The 22,492-nt window shown below is 51.5% G+C and carries 22 protein-coding genes and 1 riboswitch; of the genes, 11 read left to right on the plus strand and 11 right to left on the minus strand.

Features of this window, described 5'->3' with window-relative positions:
• Positions 1 to 19: 19 nt before the first annotated feature.
• Both yjbE and pgi read right to left on the minus strand, forming a co-directional pair.
• Entirely contained in the window at positions 20 to 268 is a 249-nt protein-coding gene (gene yjbE / locus ACF2G4_RS15780; RefSeq protein WP_215847921.1) for an exopolysaccharide production protein YjbE, read from the minus strand.
• A 581-nt stretch (positions 269 to 849) separates the two neighbouring features.
• Positions 850 to 2,496: a glucose-6-phosphate isomerase gene (gene pgi / locus ACF2G4_RS15785; RefSeq protein WP_215847920.1), complete on the minus strand. Its 1,647-nt coding sequence runs from the start codon at positions 2,494 to 2,496 to the stop codon at positions 850 to 852.
• A gap of 423 nt (positions 2,497 to 2,919) precedes the next feature.
• Positions 2,920 to 3,113: riboswitch (Lysine riboswitch) on the plus strand.
• Positions 3,114 to 3,231: 118 nt separating this feature from the next.
• Between pgi and lysC the strand changes: the two genes are divergently transcribed.
• From lysC to panS, 3 genes are all read left to right on the plus strand, one after another.
• Positions 3,232 to 4,584, plus strand: coding sequence for a lysine-sensitive aspartokinase 3 (lysC, locus tag ACF2G4_RS15790; RefSeq protein ID WP_215847919.1), 1,353 nt, complete (start codon positions 3,232 to 3,234; stop codon positions 4,582 to 4,584).
• Positions 4,585 to 4,863: 279 nt separating this feature from the next.
• Positions 4,864 to 5,556, plus strand: coding sequence for an aquaporin Z (gene aqpZ / locus ACF2G4_RS15795; protein WP_409075124.1), 693 nt, complete (start codon positions 4,864 to 4,866; stop codon positions 5,554 to 5,556).
• Positions 5,557 to 5,740: 184 nt separating this feature from the next.
• Positions 5,741 to 6,658 carry a ketopantoate/pantoate/pantothenate transporter PanS gene (gene panS, locus ACF2G4_RS15800; protein ID WP_215847917.1) on the plus strand — a complete coding sequence of 306 codons (918 nt, stop codon included), beginning with the start codon at positions 5,741 to 5,743 and terminating at the stop codon, positions 6,656 to 6,658.
• A 57-nt stretch (positions 6,659 to 6,715) separates the two neighbouring features.
• Here the strand turns inward: panS and ACF2G4_RS15805 are convergent, their stop codons facing one another.
• The 7 genes from ACF2G4_RS15805 to ACF2G4_RS15835 all read right to left on the minus strand — a co-directional run bounded on the left by ACF2G4_RS15805 (position 6,716) and on the right by ACF2G4_RS15835 (position 13,350).
• The gene (locus ACF2G4_RS15805; protein WP_215847916.1) at positions 6,716 to 7,054 is read right to left on the minus strand and encodes an SMR family transporter; all 339 of its coding nucleotides are present in this window, start codon (positions 7,052 to 7,054) and stop codon (positions 6,716 to 6,718) included.
• A gap of 39 nt (positions 7,055 to 7,093) precedes the next feature.
• Positions 7,094 to 8,719, minus strand: coding sequence for a Na/Pi cotransporter family protein (locus ACF2G4_RS15810; RefSeq protein ID WP_409075125.1), 1,626 nt, complete (start codon positions 8,717 to 8,719; stop codon positions 7,094 to 7,096).
• 110 nt (positions 8,720 to 8,829) lie between these two features.
• Positions 8,830 to 9,822: an ABC transporter ATP-binding protein gene (locus ACF2G4_RS15815; protein WP_409075126.1), complete on the minus strand. Its 993-nt coding sequence runs from the start codon at positions 9,820 to 9,822 to the stop codon at positions 8,830 to 8,832.
• A gap of 2 nt (positions 9,823 to 9,824) precedes the next feature.
• Positions 9,825 to 10,610 (minus strand): ABC transporter permease, encoded by a 786-nt coding sequence (locus tag ACF2G4_RS15820; protein ID WP_215848358.1) that lies wholly within the window; start codon positions 10,608 to 10,610, stop codon positions 9,825 to 9,827.
• 9 nt (positions 10,611 to 10,619) lie between these two features.
• On the minus strand, positions 10,620 to 11,459 hold the full coding sequence (locus ACF2G4_RS15825) for an ABC transporter permease subunit (RefSeq protein WP_215847914.1): 840 nt from the start codon (positions 11,457 to 11,459) through the stop codon (positions 10,620 to 10,622).
• The gene (locus tag ACF2G4_RS15830) at positions 11,456 to 12,268 is read right to left on the minus strand and encodes an alkaline phosphatase family protein (RefSeq protein WP_243078800.1); all 813 of its coding nucleotides are present in this window, start codon (positions 12,266 to 12,268) and stop codon (positions 11,456 to 11,458) included. The genes ACF2G4_RS15825 and ACF2G4_RS15830 overlap by 4 nt, the downstream gene beginning before the upstream one ends.
• Before the next feature lie 20 nt (positions 12,269 to 12,288).
• Positions 12,289 to 13,350 (minus strand): ABC transporter substrate-binding protein, encoded by a 1,062-nt coding sequence (locus ACF2G4_RS15835; RefSeq protein ID WP_215847912.1) that lies wholly within the window; start codon positions 13,348 to 13,350, stop codon positions 12,289 to 12,291.
• Positions 13,351 to 13,566: 216 nt separating this feature from the next.
• Between ACF2G4_RS15835 and ACF2G4_RS15840 the strand changes: the two genes are divergently transcribed.
• The 4 genes from ACF2G4_RS15840 to ubiA all read left to right on the plus strand — a co-directional run bounded on the left by ACF2G4_RS15840 (position 13,567) and on the right by ubiA (position 16,246).
• Positions 13,567 to 14,274: a UTRA domain-containing protein gene (locus tag ACF2G4_RS15840; RefSeq protein ID WP_409075127.1), complete on the plus strand. Its 708-nt coding sequence runs from the start codon at positions 13,567 to 13,569 to the stop codon at positions 14,272 to 14,274.
• 65 nt (positions 14,275 to 14,339) lie between these two features.
• Entirely contained in the window at positions 14,340 to 14,750 is a 411-nt protein-coding gene (psiE, locus tag ACF2G4_RS15845; protein ID WP_243078797.1) for a phosphate-starvation-inducible protein PsiE, read from the plus strand.
• Positions 14,751 to 14,837: 87 nt separating this feature from the next.
• Complete coding sequence (ubiC, locus tag ACF2G4_RS15850) at positions 14,838 to 15,350, plus strand: chorismate lyase (RefSeq protein WP_409075128.1); 513 nt, start codon at positions 14,838 to 14,840, stop codon at positions 15,348 to 15,350.
• Positions 15,351 to 15,379: 29 nt separating this feature from the next.
• The gene (gene ubiA / locus ACF2G4_RS15855) at positions 15,380 to 16,246 is read left to right on the plus strand and encodes a 4-hydroxybenzoate octaprenyltransferase (protein ID WP_409075980.1); all 867 of its coding nucleotides are present in this window, start codon (positions 15,380 to 15,382) and stop codon (positions 16,244 to 16,246) included.
• A 76-nt stretch (positions 16,247 to 16,322) separates the two neighbouring features.
• Here the strand turns inward: ubiA and plsB are convergent, their stop codons facing one another.
• A complete protein-coding gene (plsB, locus tag ACF2G4_RS15860; protein WP_243078826.1) occupies positions 16,323 to 18,746 on the minus strand; it encodes a glycerol-3-phosphate 1-O-acyltransferase PlsB in 2,424 nt (807 codons plus the stop codon).
• Between the two features lie 128 nt (positions 18,747 to 18,874).
• Here plsB and ACF2G4_RS15865 point away from each other — a divergent pair, with 128 nt between their 5' ends.
• The 4 genes from ACF2G4_RS15865 to ACF2G4_RS15880 all read left to right on the plus strand — a co-directional run bounded on the left by ACF2G4_RS15865 (position 18,875) and on the right by ACF2G4_RS15880 (position 21,781).
• Positions 18,875 to 19,243 carry a diacylglycerol kinase gene (locus ACF2G4_RS15865; RefSeq protein WP_215847908.1) on the plus strand — a complete coding sequence of 123 codons (369 nt, stop codon included), beginning with the start codon at positions 18,875 to 18,877 and terminating at the stop codon, positions 19,241 to 19,243.
• A 106-nt stretch (positions 19,244 to 19,349) separates the two neighbouring features.
• A complete protein-coding gene (gene lexA / locus ACF2G4_RS15870; protein ID WP_215847907.1) occupies positions 19,350 to 19,964 on the plus strand; it encodes a transcriptional repressor LexA in 615 nt (204 codons plus the stop codon).
• Positions 19,965 to 20,072: 108 nt separating this feature from the next.
• Positions 20,073 to 21,395, plus strand: a complete 1,323-nt coding sequence (gene dinF / locus ACF2G4_RS15875) for an MATE family efflux transporter DinF (RefSeq protein WP_409075129.1) — start codon at positions 20,073 to 20,075, stop codon at positions 21,393 to 21,395.
• Between the two features lie 173 nt (positions 21,396 to 21,568).
• On the plus strand, positions 21,569 to 21,781 hold the full coding sequence (locus ACF2G4_RS15880) for a CsbD family protein (protein WP_215847905.1): 213 nt from the start codon (positions 21,569 to 21,571) through the stop codon (positions 21,779 to 21,781).
• Positions 21,782 to 21,852: 71 nt separating this feature from the next.
• On the opposite strand, the gene zur is transcribed toward ACF2G4_RS15880, so the two are convergent.
• Positions 21,853 to 22,374, minus strand: coding sequence for a zinc uptake transcriptional repressor Zur (zur, locus tag ACF2G4_RS15885; RefSeq protein ID WP_409075130.1), 522 nt, complete (start codon positions 22,372 to 22,374; stop codon positions 21,853 to 21,855).
• Positions 22,375 to 22,492: the final 118 nt, after the last annotated feature.

Raw genomic sequence — 22,492 nt, forward strand, 5'->3', positions numbered from 1 at the left:
TATGTTTAAAGGTGCTACATCAACGAGTGGTGCTCGTTGTGGTCGTGGTTGTTGTACCGGTATTTGCCCCGTCACCACCGCCAGAAGCGGCAACGCCGAGTCCCACTAACGCGCCGAGTGCGCCGATACCGACAGCGGTAGACGCACCGGCAGAGATTGCTCCCGCCTGCGCGCCTGCTGCGGCACCTGCTTCTTCTGGCGCTGCAAAAGCACTGGAAGAGACAGCAACGTAAAGTAGGGCTGCACCGGCAACCATGTATTTTTTCATAACAACATTTCCTGCATTGAGTGAATGAAGGATCTTTCCCCTTCGTCATTAACGCTGCAGGCAGGCGATATTTGCGCACCAACAACGTAAAAACTACGGGGTTGCCCATTGCGGGCGCGTTCAGTATAGGGCAACAAATTACCAGAGTTCAGCGTATGTAAAAGCCAGTGAAAAAGAGGGCGCAAGACGGTCATAATTAAGCCAATTTGGCGTTAATCACTTTTTAAATCGGAGGTTTACGCCATCTAGCCAGATATTTGGCTGGCGCTATGAATATTTCAAAGTGTTTTGTGCCATTTTATTAAATATTGGTACGGAATAGGAATAATCAGATTTTCCTGATCACAGGCAAATAATAATTACGTTAATAATCAATGGCTAATTATTTTTCGGCTGCGTTTTAGGGCCAGTTTTAATAGGGTTAAACCCAGAAAAAAAACAGCAAGTTCAGAATTTACTGAGGTTATTTTAAGAATTATCTAACGGTTGAGCAGGGGGGATGGGGTTAATTAGCGCCCAGTTTCAGCTTTTATGGCAAAAAAAGGGCGGCAATAATGCCGCCCAGTGAAATCAGCAATAAATTAACGCCAGGATTTATAGCGGTTAATTAAGGCATTGGTGGAACTGTCATGGCTCTCAATTTTGTCGTCATTTTCGAGTTCAGGCAGAATACGGTTTGCCAGTTGCTTACCTAATTCCACGCCCCACTGATCGAACGTGAAGATATTCAGAATGGCACCTTGAGTGAAAATTTTGTGCTCATACAGTGCAATCAGTGCGCCCAGGCTGAACGGCGTAATTTCACGCAGCAGAATCGAGTTGGTTGGGCGGTTACCTTCAAACACTTTGAATGGCACGATGTGCGCAACGGATTCCGCTGTTTTACCGGCATCAGTAAACTCTTTTTCAACCACTTCACGCGACTTACCAAATGCCAGCGCTTCGGTTTGAGCAAAGAAGTTCGACAGCAGTTTTGGATGATGATCGGTTAAGGCATTGTGCGTAATCGCAGGGGCGATGAAGTCACACGGAACCAATTTGGTGCCTTGGTGAATCAGCTGATAGAACGCGTGCTGACCATTGGTGCCAGGCTCGCCCCAAATGATTGGGCCGGTTTGGTAATCCACCGGATTGCCTTCGCGATCGACATATTTACCGTTGGATTCCATATTGCCTTGCTGGAAATAGGCCGCAAAACGGTGCATATATTGGTCATAAGGTAGAATAGCTTCGGTTTCAGCACCAAAAAAGTTGTTGTACCAAATACCAATCAGCGCCAGCAGCACCGGCAAGTTTTGTTCAGCCGGCGTGTTGGAATAATGCTTGTCCATTGCATGCGCGCCGCTTAGCAGCTGCTCGAAGTTATCGAAACCGATGGAAAGAATGATCGACAAGCCAATCGCTGACCAAAGTGAATAGCGTCCGCCAACCCAGTCCCAAAATTCGAACATGTTATTGGTATCGATACCGAACTCACCCACCGCTTTCGCGTTGGTCGACAGCGCGGCAAAGTGCTTCGCCACATGCTGCTGATCGCCCGCCGTCTTCAGGAACCAGTCACGCGCGCTGTGGGCGTTTGTCATGGTTTCTTGCGTGGTGAAGGTTTTAGAAGCCACCAGGAACAGCGTGGTTTCCGGGCTGAGATCTTTCAACGTTTCGGCGATATGGGTGCCATCAACGTTGGAGACAAAATGCATGTTCAGATGATTTTTATAGGGGCGCAGCGCTTCGGTCACCATGAAAGGGCCGAGGTCCGAGCCGCCAATACCGATATTGACGACATCGGTGATCGGTTTGCCGGTATAGCCTTTCCATTCGCCGCTGATGATGCGCTCAGAGAAGCCTTTCATCTTATCCAGCACTGCGTTCACTTCCGGCATTACATCTTTGCCATCAACCACGATTGGCGTGTTGCTGCGGTTGCGCAGCGCAACGTGCAGAACCGCGCGATCTTCGGTGCGGTTAATCTTCTCGCCAGAGAACATGGATTTGATGGCACCGCTAAGATCGGTCTCTTTCGCCAGCGCCTGTAATTTATCGAGGGTTTCCTGAGTGATGCGGTTTTTCGAAAAATCCACCAGCATCTGATCATCAAAGGTGGCAGAGAATTTGGCAAAACGATCGGCATCCTGGGCAAACAAGTCGGCGATTTCTACCGTTTTCATCTGTTCAAAATGCTGTTGCAGCGCTTTCCAGGCTGCGGTTTGTGTCGGATTGATATTTTTCATGGCAACACTCTTGTTGATATTAAGAACCGTCATTCCATCGGGGTCACAGCGTACCCGGTTAGCGTTTCAGTATGACCACAGTTGCAACTGAAAGGAAAAAATTTGTCACCGCAGTGATTGTGTTGGTATCGAACCATTCGCGGGCAGGTGCGGCCTGGCGCGTCGTTTCGCCAGATTTTTCTGGCCTCAATTTTCGGGTTAGTTCGATGCAAAAACAGGGCGTAGTGTGGCGAAAATCTGCTTCACCTTCCTTGTGCCGCATCAGGAAATAGCCTGCTGGCTGAACCCATTTAGCACTCTAATTGCTGCGGCGCGGGCAAATTTGCCACGCGGTGCTCTGAAAATGAAAAATCCTTCAGGCAACAGCGTTGACAGCGGGGCCAGAAACCGATATTTCTATGCGCCTACTTGCGCCACTAAGCGCAAGCCAGAAGAGGCGCGTCGCCCAGGCAGTGTGTTGGAGGAACCGTAATCCAGTGAAAACACATCAGGGGGAGCGACGCCGAGGTGGTCAATTCGCGGTGGATTGATTGTCGGCTACAGGGGCTGAATCCCTTGGGTTGTCACCAGAAACGTTCCCAGTCGGACGTTTTGCAAGGTGGGGCGCTTCTGGGTGACTCGTCTACCCGATCTGGTCTGCCCATTTCTGCTCTTTCCTTGTGCCAAGGCTGATAGAATGTCTCTCGTCCGCAGTTAAACGTGCGGGAGCAAGATAACCTGACACGAGGTCGTAACATGTCTCAAACTCTGATTGTGGCGAAATTTGGTGGCACCAGCGTTGCCGATTTTGAAGCCATGAACCGCAGCGCCGATGTGGTGCTGGCCAATGCCAATACGCGTCTGGTGGTGCTTTCCGCCTCTGCGGGCATTACCAATCTCCTTGTTTCTCTCGCTGAAGGTCAGGAACCGTCGCAACGCGTCCTGCTGCTGGAAGAGATCCGCCGTATTCAATACAACATCATTGATCATCTGCAACGTCCCGACGTCATTCGTGACGAAATCGACCGCATGATCGAAAACATTGCCATGTTGTCTGAAGCTGCCGCGCTGGCAACCTCTACCGCGTTAACCGACGAACTGGTGAGCCACGGTGAGTTGATGTCGACGCTGCTGTTTGTGGAGATTCTCCGCGAACGTCAGGTAAACGCTGAATGGTTTGATGTGCGTAAAGTGATGCGGACCAACGACCGTTTTGGCCGCGCTGAACCGGAAGTCAACGTGTTGGCAGAACAGACGATCGCGCAACTTAAGCCGCGTATCGAGCAAGCGCTGGTGGTAACGCAGGGCTTTATCGGCAGTGAAAGCAAAGGCCGCACCACCACGTTAGGCCGTGGCGGCAGTGATTACACCGCAGCGCTGTTAGGCGAAGCGCTGCATGCTGCACGCATTGATATCTGGACCGATGTGCCCGGTATTTACACTACCGATCCTCGCGTCGTGCCAACAGCGAAGCGCATTGATGAAATTACCTTCGAAGAAGCGGCCGAAATGGCAACCTTTGGTGCCAAGGTACTGCATCCCGCTACGCTGTTGCCTGCGGTTCGCAGCGATATTCCGGTATTTGTAGGTTCAAGCAAAAACCCGTCTGCGGGTGGCACACGCGTTTGTAATGAAAGCCAGAACCCACCGCTGTTCCGTGCGCTGGCGCTGCGTCGCAAGCAAACCTTGCTGACCTTACACAGCCTGAACATGCTGCATGCACGTGGCTTCCTTGCCGAAGTCTTTAACATCCTGGCGCGCCACAGTATGTCGGTTGATTTGATTACCACTTCCGAAGTGAGCGTGGCGTTGACGCTCGACACCACCGGTTCAACCTCCACCGGTGACAGCCTGCTGACACAGGCTTTGCTGACTGAACTTTCGTCGCTGTGCCGGGTAGAAGTGGAAGAGAATCTGGCGTTGGTGGCCATTATCGGCAACAACCTGTCGAAAGCTTGCGGTGTGGGCAAAGAGGTCTTCGGGGTACTCGAACCTTTCAACTTGCGTATGATTTGCTATGGCGCCAGCAGCTATAACCTCTGTTTTCTGGTGCCAGGCACCGATGCGGAGAGCGTAGTACGTACTCTGCATCACAACCTTTTTGAATAAACGCGGATATTTTACGACTAAATATTTCGTTAATAAGCCAAGCCGGACAGGGTCCGGCTTTTTTATTTATTATCTTTGTTTAAGTAAGTAAATATCTCACACCCGTCTTGAAATTCGTCCCGGCTATTTCTGACAAACCGCGCTACACCAGCAAGATGCGTCTTGAATCACCTCTTTTTGCTCAATAATTGAACTGAAATCCCTCTCTCCGGTTGCGCTTAATGCGTGCTAATCGATAATCAGCGCCGCTGAATTATTTCAGCCTTATAAGGGAAAATTATGCAAAAGTTCGTGGCGGAGATCTTCGGCACATTCGTGCTGGTGTTAGGCGGTTGTGGCAGCGCAGTATTGGCTGCAGCGTTTCCAGAGTTAGGTATTGGCTTTACTGGCGTCGCGCTGGCGTTTGGCTTGACCGTATTAGTGATGGCCTACGCGGTGGGTCATATTTCGGGTGGTCACTTTAATCCAGCGGTCACTATTGGCTTGCTGGTCGGTGGCCGCATCCCGTCATCACACGTTTTACCCTATATTATTGCGCAGCTTATTGGTGCGGTAGGTGCAGGTGCCGTGTTGTATTTGATTGCCAGCGGTAAAGCGGATTTCGATGTTGCTGCCAGCGGTTTTGCATCAAATGGTTACGGCGAACAATCACCGGGCGGCTACAACTTAATGTCAGCGATGATCATTGAAGTGGTGCTGACGGCCATTTTCCTGATTGTCATCATGGGTGCGACAGATAAGCGTGCACCGGCAGGCTTCGCCCCTATCGCAATTGGCCTGGCCTTAACCTTAATTCATCTGATCAGTATTCCTGTCACCAACACCTCCGTTAACCCAGCGCGCAGCACCGGCGTTGCCTTGTTTCAGGGCGATTGGGCGATTTCACAACTGTGGGTCTTCTGGCTGATGCCCGTCATTGGTGCGGCAATTGGTGGTGTGATCTACCGCTTTATACTGGAAAAAGCAGAGTAATTTTGACATTTTCAGGCGGATTGGCAGCAGTCGATCCGCATTTTCCCTTCAGACCTCATCTCCGCCTTACGTCGTGATAACGAAATGTTATGATCCTGCTTCCGCTTTCGCAGCCGTTCCTGCGTCGCGTATTTCTATGGCAAACCTGCGTAAAAACACAACATTCTTATAAGGAAGTCTGGCCATGCTCGCCACTTTAACCCGCCTGTTCCCACTGTGGGCCGTGCTGTTATCTGTCGCCGCTTACTATTCCCCAACGACATTTCTTGGTATTGGTCCCTGGGTTACTTACCTGCTGATGCTGATTATGTTTGGTATGGGTGTAACGCTCAATATTGATGATTTCAAACGGGTGCTGGTGCGCCCGGCACCGGTCATCGCCGGTACGTTTTTGCATTATCTGGTCATGCCATTGGCAGCCTGGGGATTGGCCAAACTGTTTCATATGCCGCCGGATCTCGCAGCGGGTATGATTCTGGTGGGAAGCGTTGCCAGTGGTACCGCATCTAACGTGATGATCTATCTGGCGAAAGGGGATGTCGCGCTGTCTGTCACTATCTCATCGGTTTCCGCGCTGGTGGGCGTGTTTGCCACGCCGCTGCTAACACGTTTCTATGTTGATACGCATATTCAAGTCGATGTGGTCGGCATGCTGTTGAGCATTGTAAAAATCGTCGTCATTCCAATCAGTTTGGGTTTGATCATTCACCACAGCATGAACAGCGTGGTACGTCGCGTAGAACCTTATTTACCTGCGTTTTCGATGATCTGCATTCTGTTGATCATCAGTGCAGTGGTCGCGGGCAGCCAGAGCTTTATTGGTTCGGTGGGCTTGGTGGTGATCGTCGCGGTGATTCTGCATAACGCCATTGGCCTGCTTGGCGGCTATTGGGGTGGCAAACTTTTTGGATTCGACGAATCTACCTGCCGCACGCTGGCGCTGGAGGTCGGCATGCAGAACTCAGGTCTGGCGGCGACGCTGGGCAAGCTCTACTTCTCACCGCTGGCCGCGTTGCCTGGCGCACTGTTCTCGGTATGGCACAATCTTTCGGGTTCGCTGCTGGCAGGCTACTGGTCAGGCAAACCGATCAAGAAGAAGTAAGTTGATACTGCCCGCTACATTTCCTGGAACTGTAGCGGGTTTTTACGCTGCGCGGTGTTATCCGTGAGTGACCGATTTTGAAAACAGCTGAATCACCACCACGCCGGCAATAATTAATCCCATTCCCAGCAGCGCCGGTAGATCCAGTTTCTGTTTATAAATAGCCCACGACAAAATGGACACCAGCGTAATGCCCATTCCTGCCCAAATCGCATAGGCGACGCCGATATTCATGGTTTTGACTACCTGAGACAGGCCATAAAACGAGATGGCGTACCCAACCACCACCACAACGCTGGGCAGCAGGCGAGTAAAACCCTCTGATGATTTCATCATGGTCGTTGCTAAGGTTTCGGCGCAGATGGCGATCGCTAATATGATATAAACGTTAAACATCCTTTCTCCTTAAATGCGCAATGACATGACGCAAACAAGTCATTCATAATCTCGCTCATCATCGGGCTGTTCTAACACCGTGTAAGCGGTGGCACAGAACAGAGAATTCAGACGTTTCATGTCCCCTAATAAACCCAAATGTAGCGAGCTGGTTTCAATACTTTGCACATTCTTCTGATGCAAGCGATCCACATGCGCATGCGAATAGCGGCGAATCATCAGGCGAAAGCGATGCTTGGCGCGGCGTAGTCGTTTGGCGCTGGTGACATCATGTGAAAGAAATACGGACAAGCTAAGCCGTAGGTTAGCAATCAACTGTTCGTGTAATGCTTCCAACTCTTTTAATCCTTCAGCGGAAAAAGCACGCCGTGCGGCAAGGGACTTGTCGGCAACATCGCTGCTCATGCGCTCAATAATGTCGCCGGCCTGCTCGAGATTCAGCGACATCTCGATAATTTCGCTCCAGCGCCGCGAATCTTCTTCGCCTAAATCCTCTTTTGGCATACGCGCCAGGTAAAGTTTGATGGCGGTATAAAGCACATCCACATCGTCATCTAACCTGCGAACCGTTCGCTCTTCACGCGGTTCGCCATGCACGACCTTGCTGAAGGCATCAAGCATCTGCTCCAGCACGTCGCCCATGCGTAATGCCTCACGAGCAGCATTGACCAGCGCCAGCGCTGGTGTATCCAATGCGCTTCGATCCAAATGTTTGGGTTTAAGAATAAGTGCGCTTTCAGTGTCATCACTGATCAAGCGACGGCACAAACGCGCCATAGGATCAGCAAAAGGCACCAGCACCACACAGCGAATCAGGTTGTAAAAAACGTGGAAGAAGATCACTAACTCTTCATCGCTGACCGGCAGTTTATCGAGCCATATCGCGACCGGATTGACGAACGGCAAGATGATGACGCAGCCAATCAGCTTGAATAACAAGCTGCCCAATGCGACGCGTTTGCCCGCAGCGTTGGAACCGCTGGCGTTGATCATTGCCAGCAATCCGCTGCCGAGATTGGCACCAATCACCAGGCAAAGCGCGACTTTGAATGAGATCACCCCGGTGGCGGTTAAGGTTGCTGTGATTAACACCGCCGCCAGGCTTGAGTAACTAATAATGGCGAAGACCGCGCCAATCAGCGCATCCAGCATGATGTCGCCGGTCAGGCTGGAAAACAGCACTTGTACACCGGAAGCTTGCGTAATCGGTCGTGCGGCCTCGACGATCAGCTGCAGCGCTAAAAGAATCAATCCCAACCCAATGCTGGCCCGACCGAGTTGACCGGCTCGCGTCTGTTTACGCCCGAGGAAAAACACCACGCCAAAAAAGATAAACAGCGGTGAAAGCCAGGAGAGATCAAACGTCAGAATACGCGCCATGATCGCCGTGCCGACATCTGCGCCCAGTACCACCACTAAGGCGGGCGTCAGGCTGACCAGGTTTTGCGCAACAAAGGAAGTGACTAAAAGCGTGGTGGCATTACTGCTTTGCACCAGCGTGGTAACGCCGATTCCGGCAAGGAATGCCATGGGTTTTTGTTCAATACTGCGACTTAACACGCGCCGTAAATCAGCACCATAAACGCGCATAATGCCAGTACGCACGATATGCGTGCCCCATACCAACAGTGCGACCGCGGAAAGGAGATTAAGCAGGGTTAACACGTATAGATGCTCCTCGACCATCAGGCTTTAAACAGCACAGATTGCCAGCCTGACGGAGAGAGCAATCTGTGAAGGATATTGCCGAGCGAAGCGCGATTTTTTCCTGTGTTTTAAGCCACCTGGCGCAACGTCGACATCTCTAACTGTAGACCAATCTGCATGCCAACAGGGTGTAAATCCGCCGCCGTGCGGTTCAAAACGTCGATAGAAAGTTCTATACCGTGCGCGCTGACACGATAACGGATTACGTTGCCAAGCAGGGTGTGGCTAATGATCTCAGCCGGGATGCCGCTACCTGACGGGGTGAAACGTATTGTCTCTGGGCGGATCGCGACCTGTGAATGGAATGTTTGTCCGGTGAGTTGCGTGGCTTGCTCTGCGCTTAGCAGGTTATAGTGACCAATAAAACCGGCGGCAAAGTGATCAACCGGCTGGGTATACAGCGACTCGGCATCACCGTTTTGCACAATTTTCCCTCTGTTCATCAGCACGATACGATCAGAGAGCGTTAACGCTTCTTCCTGATCGTGCGTCACGAAAAGGGTGGTGAGTTTGAGCTCTTTCTGGATACGGCGAATCTGATCGCGTAGATGGCGACGAATGCGCGCATCCAACGCCGAGAGCGGCTCATCCAGCAGCAGTAAACGTGGGCGCGTCACCAGCGATCGCGCCAGCGCCACACGCTGACATTGCCCACCGGAGAGCTGATGTGGATAGCGGCGGGCAAACTCGGTTAACTCTACCAACGCCAGTACTTCGGTTACACGCTGCTGCACTTCATGGCCCGGCAGCTTTTGCATTTTCAAACCAAAGGCGACGTTTTTTTCTACGGTCATATTGGGGAACAGCGCATAGCTCTGAAACACCATGCCGATGTGGCGATTTTGTGGCGACAGCGGCACGATGTCTTTGCTCTGCAATAAAATCTGCCCGCTATCCACCGAGGTCAATCCTGCCAGACAGCGCAACAGCGTAGATTTTCCGCAGCCGCTGGGGCCGAGTAACGTCACGAACTCACCCTCTTCGGCACTGAAATCAATCTGCTGGAAAATCTGCGTTGGGCCGTAGCTTTTATTCAGTTGTTTGACTTCAAGGTAGCTCATGATCAGCCTCGCTCAGGATTCAGGACGTTGGCCAGCCAGGTCACCAGCAGCACCACGAAGAAATAGGAGATAACCAGTGCGCTGGTGAAGTGGCCGCTGCCGTTGCGCATATTGAAGAGATAAACCTGCAACGTTTCATAGCGGTTGCCGACCAGCAGGTTAGCGAATACAAACTCACCGATCAAAAACGAGAATGAAAGCAGTACCGCAATTAATACGCCTTTACGCAGGTTCGGCAGCACCACGAACAAAGCCGCTTGCCAGGTGCTGGCACCTAACAGATGCGCGGCGTCGATCAATTCTCTCAAATTAATTGCCTGCATATTGTTCGCGATAGCGCGGTAAATAAAGGGCAGAGCGATAGTGAAATAACAGCCGATAAGAATCCACGGTGTGCCGGTCAGCATCAGCGGCGAAGACGAATAGAGTTGTAATAAGCCAACCGAAGAGACAACGGGCGGCACGGCAAACGGCATTAGAATCAGCACATTCATTACGGCATCGAGTCGTGGATAGTAGTAAGCGATTACAAACATTGCAGGCAGCACCAGCACCAGCGAAAAGATCAGCGCGCCAAAGCAAATCAGCAAAGAATGGCCGAGTGCTGTTAAAAATCGGCCATCGCTCCACAGCTGAATAAACCACTTCAGCGAGTAACCTTCAGGAAGGATCGTGTTGCTCCAGTCTGATGAGACGGCATAGAGCAAGGTCGCTACCAGCGGCAATGCCAGTATGAGAAACAGCAACCACACGATCAAACGATGATAAATCTGTTCCGCACGCGACATCATTGCTCCCTATTTCGCGTTGAGATAGCTGCGGCGCACCAAATACTGCTGCACCACGGTAATCAGCGCCATGATCAGCACCAGCAGCATGGCCAGCGCGCTGCCAGTGTTGGGATCCAGCGAGATATCACCCGAAACCAATGCCGCAATCCGTACCGGAACGACGTTGAAATTGCCGGTGGTCAGGGCATAAATGGTGGCGTAAGCGCCCAACGCATTCGCCAGTAAAATGACAAAGGTGCCAAGCAGTGCCGGAAACAAAATCGGCAGGCCGATATGCCACCAGTAGCGCCAGCGGCTGGCACCCAGCAGCGCGGCAGATTCCTGCCAGTCACGTTTTAATCCATCAAATGCCGGATAAAGCAGCAGTACGCCAAGGGGGATCTGGAACCAGGTGTAAACCAGCACCATGCCGTTACGCGAGAACAGCTTGAAGCTTTCAATCAATTCATAATGGCGCAGCAGTAACGTCAGGCAGCCATTCAGGCCGAGTAGAATCACGAAAGCAAACGCTAGCGGCACGCCAGCAAAGTTGCTGGTCATGTTAGTGAACGACATCATGAAGCGTTGTAAACGCCCGCTACCGACCTGATGCAGTGAATAACCGGCAATCAGTGAAATCAGCAGCCCATACACACTCGACCAAAACGAGATGTCTAACGAGAAACGGAAGGCCTGTAAATAAAAGGGTGACGTCAGGATGTCGTGATAGTTATCCCAGCCCCAGGCTTCATTCATCTCGCTCCAAAAGCTGTTGATAGCAATCCATACCAACGGGGCGAGCTGAAAAGCAACCCAAAACAGCGCGAAGGGGAGCAGAAGCAGCAGCGCTAACCTCTTTCCCCTCATGCGTTCGGCTCCGCCAGTAAGCCACGACAGATGGGCTTGTCATGCGTAACACCCAGCAGTTCGCAGACCGTGCCGCACAGTTCAGTTTGCTGTGGCGCAATCTCGGCTTGAAGTGAGAAAGCGCGGCCAAACACAAACAGCGGAACCTGAGTTTCTTCCGGCAAAATACCCCCGTGCGAGCGATCGTCATTCATGCCGTGATCGGCGGTAACAATCACCTGATATCCTTCTGCCAGCCAGGTCGGCATCCAGTGCGACAAATAACCATCTGCCATGCGCGCTCGATTACGGTATTGCGGTGAAGACAACCCGTGTTTATGGCCTGCATCGTCAATGTTCATCGGATGAATGAACATAAAGTCTGGGTTGTGGCGCAGGCGCAAACTTTCAGCGTCTTCAAACAGATGAGAATCGGGGTAGCTGTCGTCAGAGTAAAAATGCCCATACTGAATGGGCAAGTCCGGCGCGTCGGTATGACGATCGCGCGCCGGAACGAACGGTGTTTGATTATAAAGCTCACTCACCCAATGGTAGGCCGCTGCCGCCGTGGTCAGCCCAGCTGCACGCGCATAGTGAAAAATGCTGCGCTCACGACTCAATCGACTCACGCCGTTATGAATTATTCCGCTCTTAACCGGCGGAATGCCGGTCAGGATGCACTCATACAGCGGACGCGACAGGGACGGCAATTCGCAGGTAAGGGTGTAATAGTGACCATGACCTTGCGCACATTCGGCATACAAGTAGCCCATTGCATGTTGCGCGACCTGATTGCTTAAGCCGTCCAGCACCACGAGGATCGTTTTCATTCCGTTCTCCTTGCCACGCTTTACTGTTGCATATTGATGATGACGTTTTCTTGCCACAGGCGCGGCAGCATTTTGGAGGATTTATCCCACGCAGCCTGATCCTTGATAGGGCGCGCATTTTTGTACTCAGATTGCGGCAGCAGCTTGGCTTGTACATCAGCAGGTAAAGTCAGATGTTCAGCGCGGATCGGGCGTGCATAGCCTTTTGCCAGATTAATTTGGCCAGCGTCAGAGAAGATATATTCACGCGCCAGTTTGGCCGCGTTCGGGTGTTTGGCATATTTGTTGATGATGGTGGTGTAACCGGAGGTCACTGAACCATCGGAAGGAATCACGATTTCATAGCGGTTTTTATCGATTTGATCGCGATAGTTGAGGCCATTGAAGTCCCACAACACCGCCATCTGAACTTCGCCTTTCTCAATGTTAGCAATCACCGGATCGGTTACGCCGAGACGACCTTGCTTCGCCAACTCAGCAAAGAAATTAAGCGCGGGTTTCAGGTTCTTTTCATCGCCACCTAACGCGTAGTTTGCTGCCAGTACACCGTTAGCCGCCTGAGCCGCCACGCCGACATCGCCGATAGTGATTACATACTTACCTTTCTTCAGATCGGCCCAGCTGTGCGGGACATCTTTCACCTGCTGTTTATCCACCAGAAACGCGATAGTACCGGTGTAGGCCAGCGCCCAGTTGCCTTCTTTGTCTTTCGCCCAGGCTGGAATCTGATCCCAATGTGTGGGTTTGTAGGGTTGTGCAACACCTTTAGCCACAGCGATGGGACCAAATGCCGCACCCACATCACCGATATCTGCACTGGCGTTCTCTTTTTCTGCATCGAATTTAGCCAGCTCCTGCGCCGAAGACATATCGGTATCGCTGTGCTTCAAACCGTATTTGCTGTTGATGTCATTCCAGGTATCTTTCCAGTTTGCCCAGCTGTCCGGCATACCGACGCTATTGACCTGACCTTCACTGCGGGCGGCTTTTTCTAAGGCGGCAAGGTCATTATCGGCAGCCTGCGCAGCAGGCAAGGCAAGGAATACAGCACTGGCTACTACAGAGGCGATAAACGCTTTCATCTCAGTTGCTCCCGGTGTAAGTTGAGTGGCCTGTCTGGTCTAGTCCAGCAAGAACCGAGCCAATGTAGCGGGTGTATATGAATGATTTATGACAAAGACGTGCAGGGCGAGGGGATGCGTAATATTTCCCATAAAATCCATTCGGAATGATCGGATACGGAAAGGTTGTCATCGAACTGACGCAGTGCGAAAGCGCACCAAAATGAGGCTATTGTTGTGGAGTCGATAGCACCTAAAACGGCAGATGTGATTGCCAGCGCCTTGCTGGCGCGCATCAAAGCGGGTGAGTTCAGTGGTGGCCGACTGCCTGCAGAACGGGCGTTAAGTGAAGCGTTTTCCACTACGCGTATCACGCTGCGCGAAGCACTGGGGAAGCTGGAAGCGCAAGGCGTAATTTATCGTGAACTGCGCCGTGGCTGGTTTATTGCGCCTCCGCGACTTATCTATAATCCTCTGTATCACAGTCATTTTCATGCCATGGCAGCCGAGCAAGGACGTCATGCCAGCACCGAAGTCATAGCCGCACAGAAAGTGTCTGCGCAGGGCGCTATAGCCGCCGCGCTGATGCTGGAAGAAGGGGAAACGGTTTTCTGTATTCGTCGTCTGCGTCGCATTGATGGCCGGGCCGTGTTGTATGTTGAGCATTACCTCAATCCACACTTTTTTCCCGGCCTGCTTTCCGAAGATCTTACGCGCTCTCTGACCGATCTCTACGATCAGCGTTACGGCATTCGCTACGGCGGCGCACGTTTCACCATTCTCCCTGGCCCCTTACCCGACGTTGCCGCCCCGGCGCTAAATGTCGCAGCCGGCAGCCCAGGTTTGCTTATCACGCGAATCAATCGCAACCAGCAGAAGCAGGTCATTGACTGCGATTGTGAATACTGGCGTTACGACGCGCTCTGTGTTGAGGTGGAAGCATGATTGTGATTTGCGTCACGCTAACGCATGATAGCGCCAGCGAATAATCGACTTTTCAGAGACACAACATGAGTGAAAAAAATCCTATGGCGCAGCACTTTGCAACCGTATTGCAATGGGTGCTGAATTTAGGTCTGCTGAGCCTGGCCATTATATTGGTGGTATTCCTTGGTAAAGAAACCATCCATTTAGCCAATGTTTTACTCAACAGCAGCGAACAGGCTTCGTCCTATTTGCTGATTGATGGAATCGTGATCTATTTCCTCTACTTTGAGTTTATTGCCTTGATTGTTAAGTATTTTCAGTCGGGTTATCACTTCCCATTACGCTATTTCGTGTATATCGGTATTACGGCGATTATTCGTCTGATCATCGTTGACCACAAAAATCCGTTCGATACGTTGTGCTATTCAGCCGCCATTTTGGTGCTGGTTGTAACGTTATGGCTGGCAAACAGTCAGCGACTAAAACGCGAATAAACCAGCTAAGGGTTCTGCACGACGACAGGTGTTCACTGGGCCGCTCTGCGTTAAACTAGCGCCCTGCAAATTTTTGGGAGTGGTGCTATGTCGCAAGATGCGCTCAGCCTATTACGTGCGCTCAACTGGCTTTCGCCCACGCAACCGACGCTTTCGCCTGTGCTATTGGATTGGTTGATGGAAGAAGATTCCATGACGCGGCGCTTTGAGCAACATTGTCAGCGAGTAACGGTGCAGCCGGTGCGCGAAGGTTTCATTAACGCCAGCGAACTTACGGACGAACTGACGTTGCTACCAAACGATGAACGCTATTGGTTGCGTGAAATTATTCTTTTCGGTGACGACGAACCCTGGCTGGCCGGGCGAACGGTGGTGCCGGAAAGTACCTTGAATGGCCTGGAGGCAATGTTGCAGCAGTTAGGCACACGCCCGCTTGGCCGCTATCTTTTCTCCTCTTCAACGTTGAGCCGTGATTTTATCGAGCCGGGAAAGGTCGATGATTTATGGGGCCGTCGCTCTCGCCTGCGCTTGTCAGGTAAACCACTGCTGCTGACTGAACTGTTTTTGCCCGCTTCGCCGCTCTATCGCGATCGGGGTTAAGGAATTGCATTGTGCAAAAGACATTACAAATGAGTAAGTTGCAGGCATACAGCCGCCTGATGCGTATCGATAAACCGATTGGCACCTTGTTGTTGATGTGGCCTACGCTGTGGGCATTGTGGCTGGCTAACATGGCGGTGCCACCCATTTCCGTACTGGTGGTGTTTGTTTTGGGCGTTATCGTGATGCGTGCTGCAGGATGCGTCATTAACGACTATGCCGATCGCAAGGTGGATGGTCACGTCCAGCGCACGCAAAATCGCCCGTTACCCAGCGGTGCGGTGAGTTCAAAAGAGGCAAAATATTTGTTTGTTGGGTTGGCATTAGTGGCATTCGTACTGGTGCTGACCATGAACCTGATGACTATTCTGCTCTCCGTCGTGGGGCTGGCGCTGGCTTGGGTTTATCCTTTTATGAAGCGTTATACCCATTTGCCGCAGGTGGTGCTGGGGGCGGCATTCGGCTGGGCTATTCCAATGGCGTGGGCCGCAGTTAGTGAGTCCTTACCTTTTGTTTGCTGGCTGGTATTCATCGCTAATATTTGCTGGACGGTGGCTTATGACACGCAATATGCCATGGTTGATCGCGATGATGATCTGAAGATTGGCGTGAAGTCGACAGCGATTCTGTTTGGTCGTTTTGACAAACTGATCATTGGGTTACTGCAGTTGGCAACGCTAATACTGATGGCGTGGGTAGGTTTATTACTGCAATTAAATGGCGCGTTTTACTGGTCTTTATTATTGGCTGCTGCGCTGTTTGTGCATCAACAGCGACTGATTGCCCAGCGCGAGCGTCAGCCCTGTTTTCAGGCCTTCCTCAACAATAACTATGTTGGGTTGGTGCTGTTTATCGGTGTGCTGATGAATACGGCGCCGTTCAGCCATATTTTCTAACGCATTCTTGGCACTCAATAAAAAGGCGACCTGTTTAAAGAGGTCGCCTTTTTTTGACATCAATATGACCAAACGCTTATTCGTGCGCCACTGCGCTCTCAATCGTCAGGCGTACATCGCTGGTAACCAGGTCGGCCAAAATAAGCCAGGTTGCCTGCGTCTGTAACACGTCTGCATCACCGCTGTCGCTGATATAGCCTTCGTGGCGTAGCGTCAGCACCAGTGAGGTAAAGACCGCTTTGTCGAAGAACTCCGGCGCATTGATGCCGTGCAGAACTGAAAGGCGCTGCGCTAACGTGCGGCTCTCTTTTTCCAGCGTGCCGCGGTTAATCGCAGGCTTAGCGCTTAGAATCGAGAAAGTAATGGCATACCGTTGCAACGTTTCGCGAATACCGGCCGCCAGCAGTTGCAGAGTACGGTAGCGTGCGGCAGTAAAACGTAACTGACCATTTTCGATAGTGATCAGGCCCTGACGCGCCAGTTCTTCACAGAAATTGGACAGCAGCTGCGGCAACTCATCGGTTTGCCAGCGCAGGAAAAGTTCACTCTTCAGCATGGGGTAAATCAGGCTAACCTGACGCAACAACTCAGCTTCGCTCAAATTCGGATGCTGCTGCACGATAGCGGCAATCAGCGACGGCATCACCAGCATGTGATGAATATTGTTGCGATAGTACGTCATCAAAACCGCCTGCTCACGCGGCAGAATGATGATATCGCCAATGCTGTCTTTCTCACTTTCAAACTTGTTCATGCCCATTGCATGATCAAGCAGCGCTTCGGCGGTAAGATCCGGCACGGTTGAGTTGGGTGAGTAAGGCACGTTACGCAGTAGCTGGGTATAGCATTCGAGCTGCTCAATCAATTGTTCACGCGTGAGTGAGCGCTGACGCGAAGCGAGCAGGGCTGTCACGCACAGGTTCATGGCATTGGCAGCGCCTGCTTCATTAATCCTCACCATCAACCGCGCGGCGATGTCATTCACCGTTGGCGTTAGCCAGCTTGGGCGTTGTGGCTCAATAGGATCGATTGCATCACGCCATTCTGGCACTCGCTTGTTGAGATAATTAACCAGCGGCAGCGGTTCGCCAAAGTTGACGTAGCCCTGGCCCAGGTTGCGCAGCTTACGCAAGCCGCGCACCATCTGCATAAAGCCTTCTTTCTCTTTGGCTGCGCCACGTAACTCTTTAGCGTAGGTGCCGACTTCCATCACGTGTTCATAACCGATGTAAATGGGCACTAACGTAATCGGACGATTACCCCCACGCAGCATCGCCTGAAGCGTCATTGCCAGCGTACCGGTTTTGGGATCAAGTAAGCGACCGGTGCGAGAGCGTCCACCTTCGACAAAGTACTCAACGGAATATCCGCGGGTAAACAGTTCACCCAGATATTCGCGGAATACGGTGGAGTAAAGCTTATTGCCTTTGAAAGTACGACGAATAAAGAAGGCGCCCAAACGACGGAAAATCGGTCCAGCAGGCCAGAAGTTGAGGTTAATACCCGCTGCGATGTGAGGCGGCACTAATCCTTGATGGTAAAGCACGTAAGAGAGCAGCAAATAATCCATGTGGCTGCGATGGCAAGGCACATAAACAATTTCGTGACCATCTTGTGCTAACTGACGTACGCGCTCGCCGCCGTTGACGTTAATGCCCTGATAAAGACGGCTCCACAACCAGCCCATTACGCGGTCGGTAACGCGAATCGCCTCATAAGAGAAGTTGGCTGCAATCTCTTCCATCATCTCAACCGCATTTTGCTGCGCTTTTTCATGAGAGATTTTTTTGCTGCGTGCCTCATCTTCAACGGCTTTCTCAATCGCTTTCGATTGCAGTAACCGATTAAAGAGATCCTGACGAGCCGGCAAACGGGGGCCGATCGCGGCCAGACGCTGACGTGCAAAGTGAATACGCGCAACACGCGCTAACTTCTGAGCGATGGATTGATCTGTACCGTGTTCAGTCGCCATGCGGCGCAGCGAAACGGTGGGTGAGAAACGCACAAAGCTGTCGCGCCCGTGCCAAATCACCGCAAAGAATTTCTGTACACCATTTAAAACGCGCAGATGCGGCGTATCTTCACCCTGAACTTCGCGCCCCGGTGCCCGACCAAACATCACCGTTACCGGCAGCATTTGAATGTCGAGTGCCGGATTGTTGCGATGCAAGTCGAGGTAATCATGGAAGATTTTCACCGACTCAACGCTGGGCACAAAATAGGGAAATACGCGCGGGCCATCGTGGATAAAAACGTGGCGTGGAAGCAGCGAGCCATCAATCTCGAGTGGAGAGAGGGGATCGGGCAGATCGTGCTTAATGCACTGCGCGCGTAATGTCAGTAAGTCGGCCTTCGAATCGTACGGCAGAACATACATAATGGGCCGGGTAGGATCCAGACCATGTTCAGAAACGGGATCGGCCGGAATAGCCTTACTCTTTACCAAAAACGAGAGTGGTAAATTCAGTAATTTATAATAAAGTTTACGCCAACCTGACATAGACAACATGAAGCCTCTTGTTAGCAAAGCGCCGCAAGCATACCAGAAAGCGCAGCGAAGATCTGTGGTGGTGCCATTAGCTGGCAGCCCAGACATTGACGTCAATCCGTTGAAAGGGTTCCCATAATATGGCAAATAATGCCACCGGTCTTATTAGAATTGTGAAGGCTGCCGGTTATTCGTGGCAAGGTCTTCGTGCTGCATGGCAATACGAAGCGGCGTTCCGCCAGGAAGCTATCGCCGCGTTAATCGCCATTGCGGTAGCGTGTTGGCTGGATGTGGACACCGTTTCTCGCGTATTAATGATTGGGGCCGTCGTGCTCGTGGTCATCGTTGAAATCCTCAATAGTGCGATTGAATCTGTTGTTGACCGCATCGGGCAGGAGCACCATCCCCTTGCCGGGCGTGCAAAAGATATGGGTTCAGCCGCCGTCTTGCTGAGTATCTTACTGGCCGTTTTCGTCTGGATCGCTTTGCTTTGGTCGCATTTGCGATAGGCTTTCCAGAACCCGTCAAACGGCTGATTATTGCCTGACTTTTGGTTTCCATTTCACCAATACCTGTATATACTCACAGCGACTGTATAAACAACCAGGGGGCGGGATGAAAGCGTTAACCAGCAGGCAGCAGCAGGTCTATGACCTGATTCGCGATCACATCAATCAAACAGGCATGCCGCCAACGCGTGCAGAAATTGCCGCACAGCTGGGATTCCGTTCACCCAATGCGGCAGAAGAGCATCTCAAAGCATTAGCGCGTAAAGGCGTTATTGAGATTGTTTCTGGCGCTTCTCGGGGTATTCGTCTGTTAATGGAAGAAGAAGCCTCGGAAGGTTTACCGCTGATTGGCCGCGTGGCCGCAGGTGAACCGCTGCTGGCGCAAGAACACATTGAAACGCATTACAAAGTTGATCCCGGTCTGTTTAAGCCTTCCGCTGATTTCCTGCTGCGCGTAAGCGGTATGTCGATGAAAGATATCGGCATCATGGACGGTGATTTGTTGGCGGTGCACAAAACGCAAGATGTGCGTAACGGACAAGTGGTTGTCGCGCGTATTGATGATGAAGTCACCGTTAAGCGCTGGAAAAAACAGGGTTCAATTGTTCATCTTCTGCCAGAAAATAACGACTTTGAACCGATTGTGGTCGATACGCGTGCCCAGTCGCTGACCATTGAGGGTCTGGCTGTTGGCGTCGTTCGCAACGGCGAGTGGCTGTAATCTTCCTATAGTCGCTTTTGTTCGCCAGTCTGATGCTATTCTGTCTGCCCAAATTTAGCCGCTGCTGTCTTACCTGCTGATGCAGCGGCGCTGAGCACGGATTTGCGAATGCGTTTTTTGACTGCAACTGATAAAAATCTTTGGCGGCTTGCGCTGCCGATGATCCTTTCTAATATCACCGTCCCGCTGCTGGGATTGGTCGATACCGCTGTTATTGGGCACCTTGATAGTCCTGTTTACCTCGGCGGCGTCGCTGTAGGCACCACTATCACTAGCTTCCTGTTTATGCTGCTGCTTTTCCTGCGTATGAGCACCACCGGTTTAACGGCACAAGCATTCGGTGCGAATGATAAAGCTGCGCTGGCTCGTGCCCTGACTCAGCCATTGATGATGGCGCTTGTCGCCGGCGTAATTTTCATTTTCTTACGCGACCCTGTCAGCCAGCTTGCCACGCATATGATTGGCGGTAATCCGCAAGTGCTGGAGCAGGCAACGCTGTTTATCCATATTCGCTGGCTTAGCGCCCCCGCGATGCTGGCGAATCTGGTGATCCTGGGCTGGTTGCTGGGTGTGCAATATGCGCGAGCGCCGGTGATCCTGCTGGTAGTGGGCAATCTGGTCAATATTTTGCTCGACCTGTGGCTGGTGCTTGATTTGCATTGGGGGGTCGCTGGGGCGGCAACCGCAACCGCATTGGCAGAATATGTCACCCTGGCGGTGGGATTAGCCATGGTATGGCGCGTGTTGAAACTGCGGGGTATCAATATGGCGTTGCTCAAACAGAGTTGGCGCGGAGATATGCGCCGACTGTTACGACTTAACCGCGATATCATGCTGCGTTCGCTCATGCTGCAACTCTGTTTTGCCTCGCTGACCCTGTTAGGTGCCCGTATCGGGCCCAATGTCGTCGCAGTCAATGCGGTATTGCTGATGTTCATCACATTCACCGCTTATGCGCTTGACGGATTCGCCTACGCCGTAGAAGCCTTTGCAGGCGAAGCGCATGGTGCTAAAGATGGCACTAAATTGCTGCGTGTCTGGCGCGCCGCCTGTCGGCAAGCTTTCCTGGTCGCACTTTTCTTCTCATTGATTTACATCCTGTTTGGCACGTATATCGTTTCTATGCTCACTTCAATCGACGCACTACGGCAAATGGCAGATCGCTATCTAATCTGGCAAATCATTATGCCGATAGTCGGCGTTTGGTGTTATTTGCTAGACGGAATGTTCATTGGTGCAACGCGGGGTCGTGAAATGCGTAACAGTATGGCGATTGCGGCGTTAGGCTATTTCATTACCTTACTGACTTTACCGTGGTTGGGTAACCACGCTTTATGGCTGGCAGTCATGGTGTTTCTTGCCTTGCGCGGCCTGTCGTTATGGTGGATATGGCGGCGTCACTGGCAAAACAACAGCTGGTTTACCGCTTAAAATAGGGCGTGGTACAGAACCGCGCTCTACAGAATATTCTGTAATGTTCCAGCAGATCTAAAATCCTCTACTATAATTAACTTTCAATAGCGCACATGAGTAGCGCTTTATATCGATATTATCTTGCATGGCGAGATATAAGTTGAAACCTGAAGGATGACCGGAGGTCTGCTATGAATCACGACGAAGCGAGTGGTAACTGGAAGCAGTTCAAAGGCAAAATCAAAGAAAAATGGGGCAAGCTGACAGACGACGATATGCAAGTTGTTGAAGGTAAACGCGATCAGCTTGTTGGTAAAATCCAGGAACGTTATGGCTACGCTAAGGATGAGGCGGAGAAAGAAGTCACAGACTGGGAAGGCCATAACAAAGATTATCGCTGGTAATTAAGACAGTTTAAGGACGATGCTCCTACCCACCGGTACGCTCATACCGGACAGGCACAAGGATGTGCCAACTATCCCTTCTTCCCACGCTTTTTCACGTCAACCTGATGATCGTGTTCACAGCTTTCATGGTGTGTACAAGCTTCAACCGCAACGCATTTCTCACATAAACCGTGCGCCTCAATGACGCTATGACGTAGAGCGAAATGTGCATCCGTGGCCAGCGAACCAATGATGTTTTCTACGCCCTGTGCATGTTTTTCAATAACCGCCGCACAGCGATCGCATACCAGCATCACAGACGTATGCGCAGGTGCATCAAAATGGTGGCACATCACGTAGCTGTTGTTGGATTCAACACGATGAATAAAACCCTGCTCAAGCAAAAAATCCAACGCGCGATATACGGTAGGAGGTTTAGCCTGCGGCTCACTTACGCGTAGCTGATCCAGCAAATCGTAGGCGCTGATTGAACCTGGCAGCTCAGCCATCAAACGTAATACTTCTGCACGCTGCGTAGTCAGACGAACACCGCGCTGCAGGCACAGTTTTTCCGCCTGGGACATAATTTGCTCTGACGTCATCGTCGACATGAAAATTCTCCGCTAAATAAGTGATGTTATTTTATCACACAAATTTTGTTCACGCAGGCGTTGCACCGGGCGTGAAAAACAGGCATTTACGTCACTTTCTACGCGTCAAAATTTCGGT

Origin of the sequence: Pantoea phytostimulans (assembly GCF_046118715.1) — a bacterium.
Taxonomy (GTDB): domain Bacteria; phylum Pseudomonadota; class Gammaproteobacteria; order Enterobacterales; family Enterobacteriaceae; genus Pantoea; species Pantoea phytostimulans.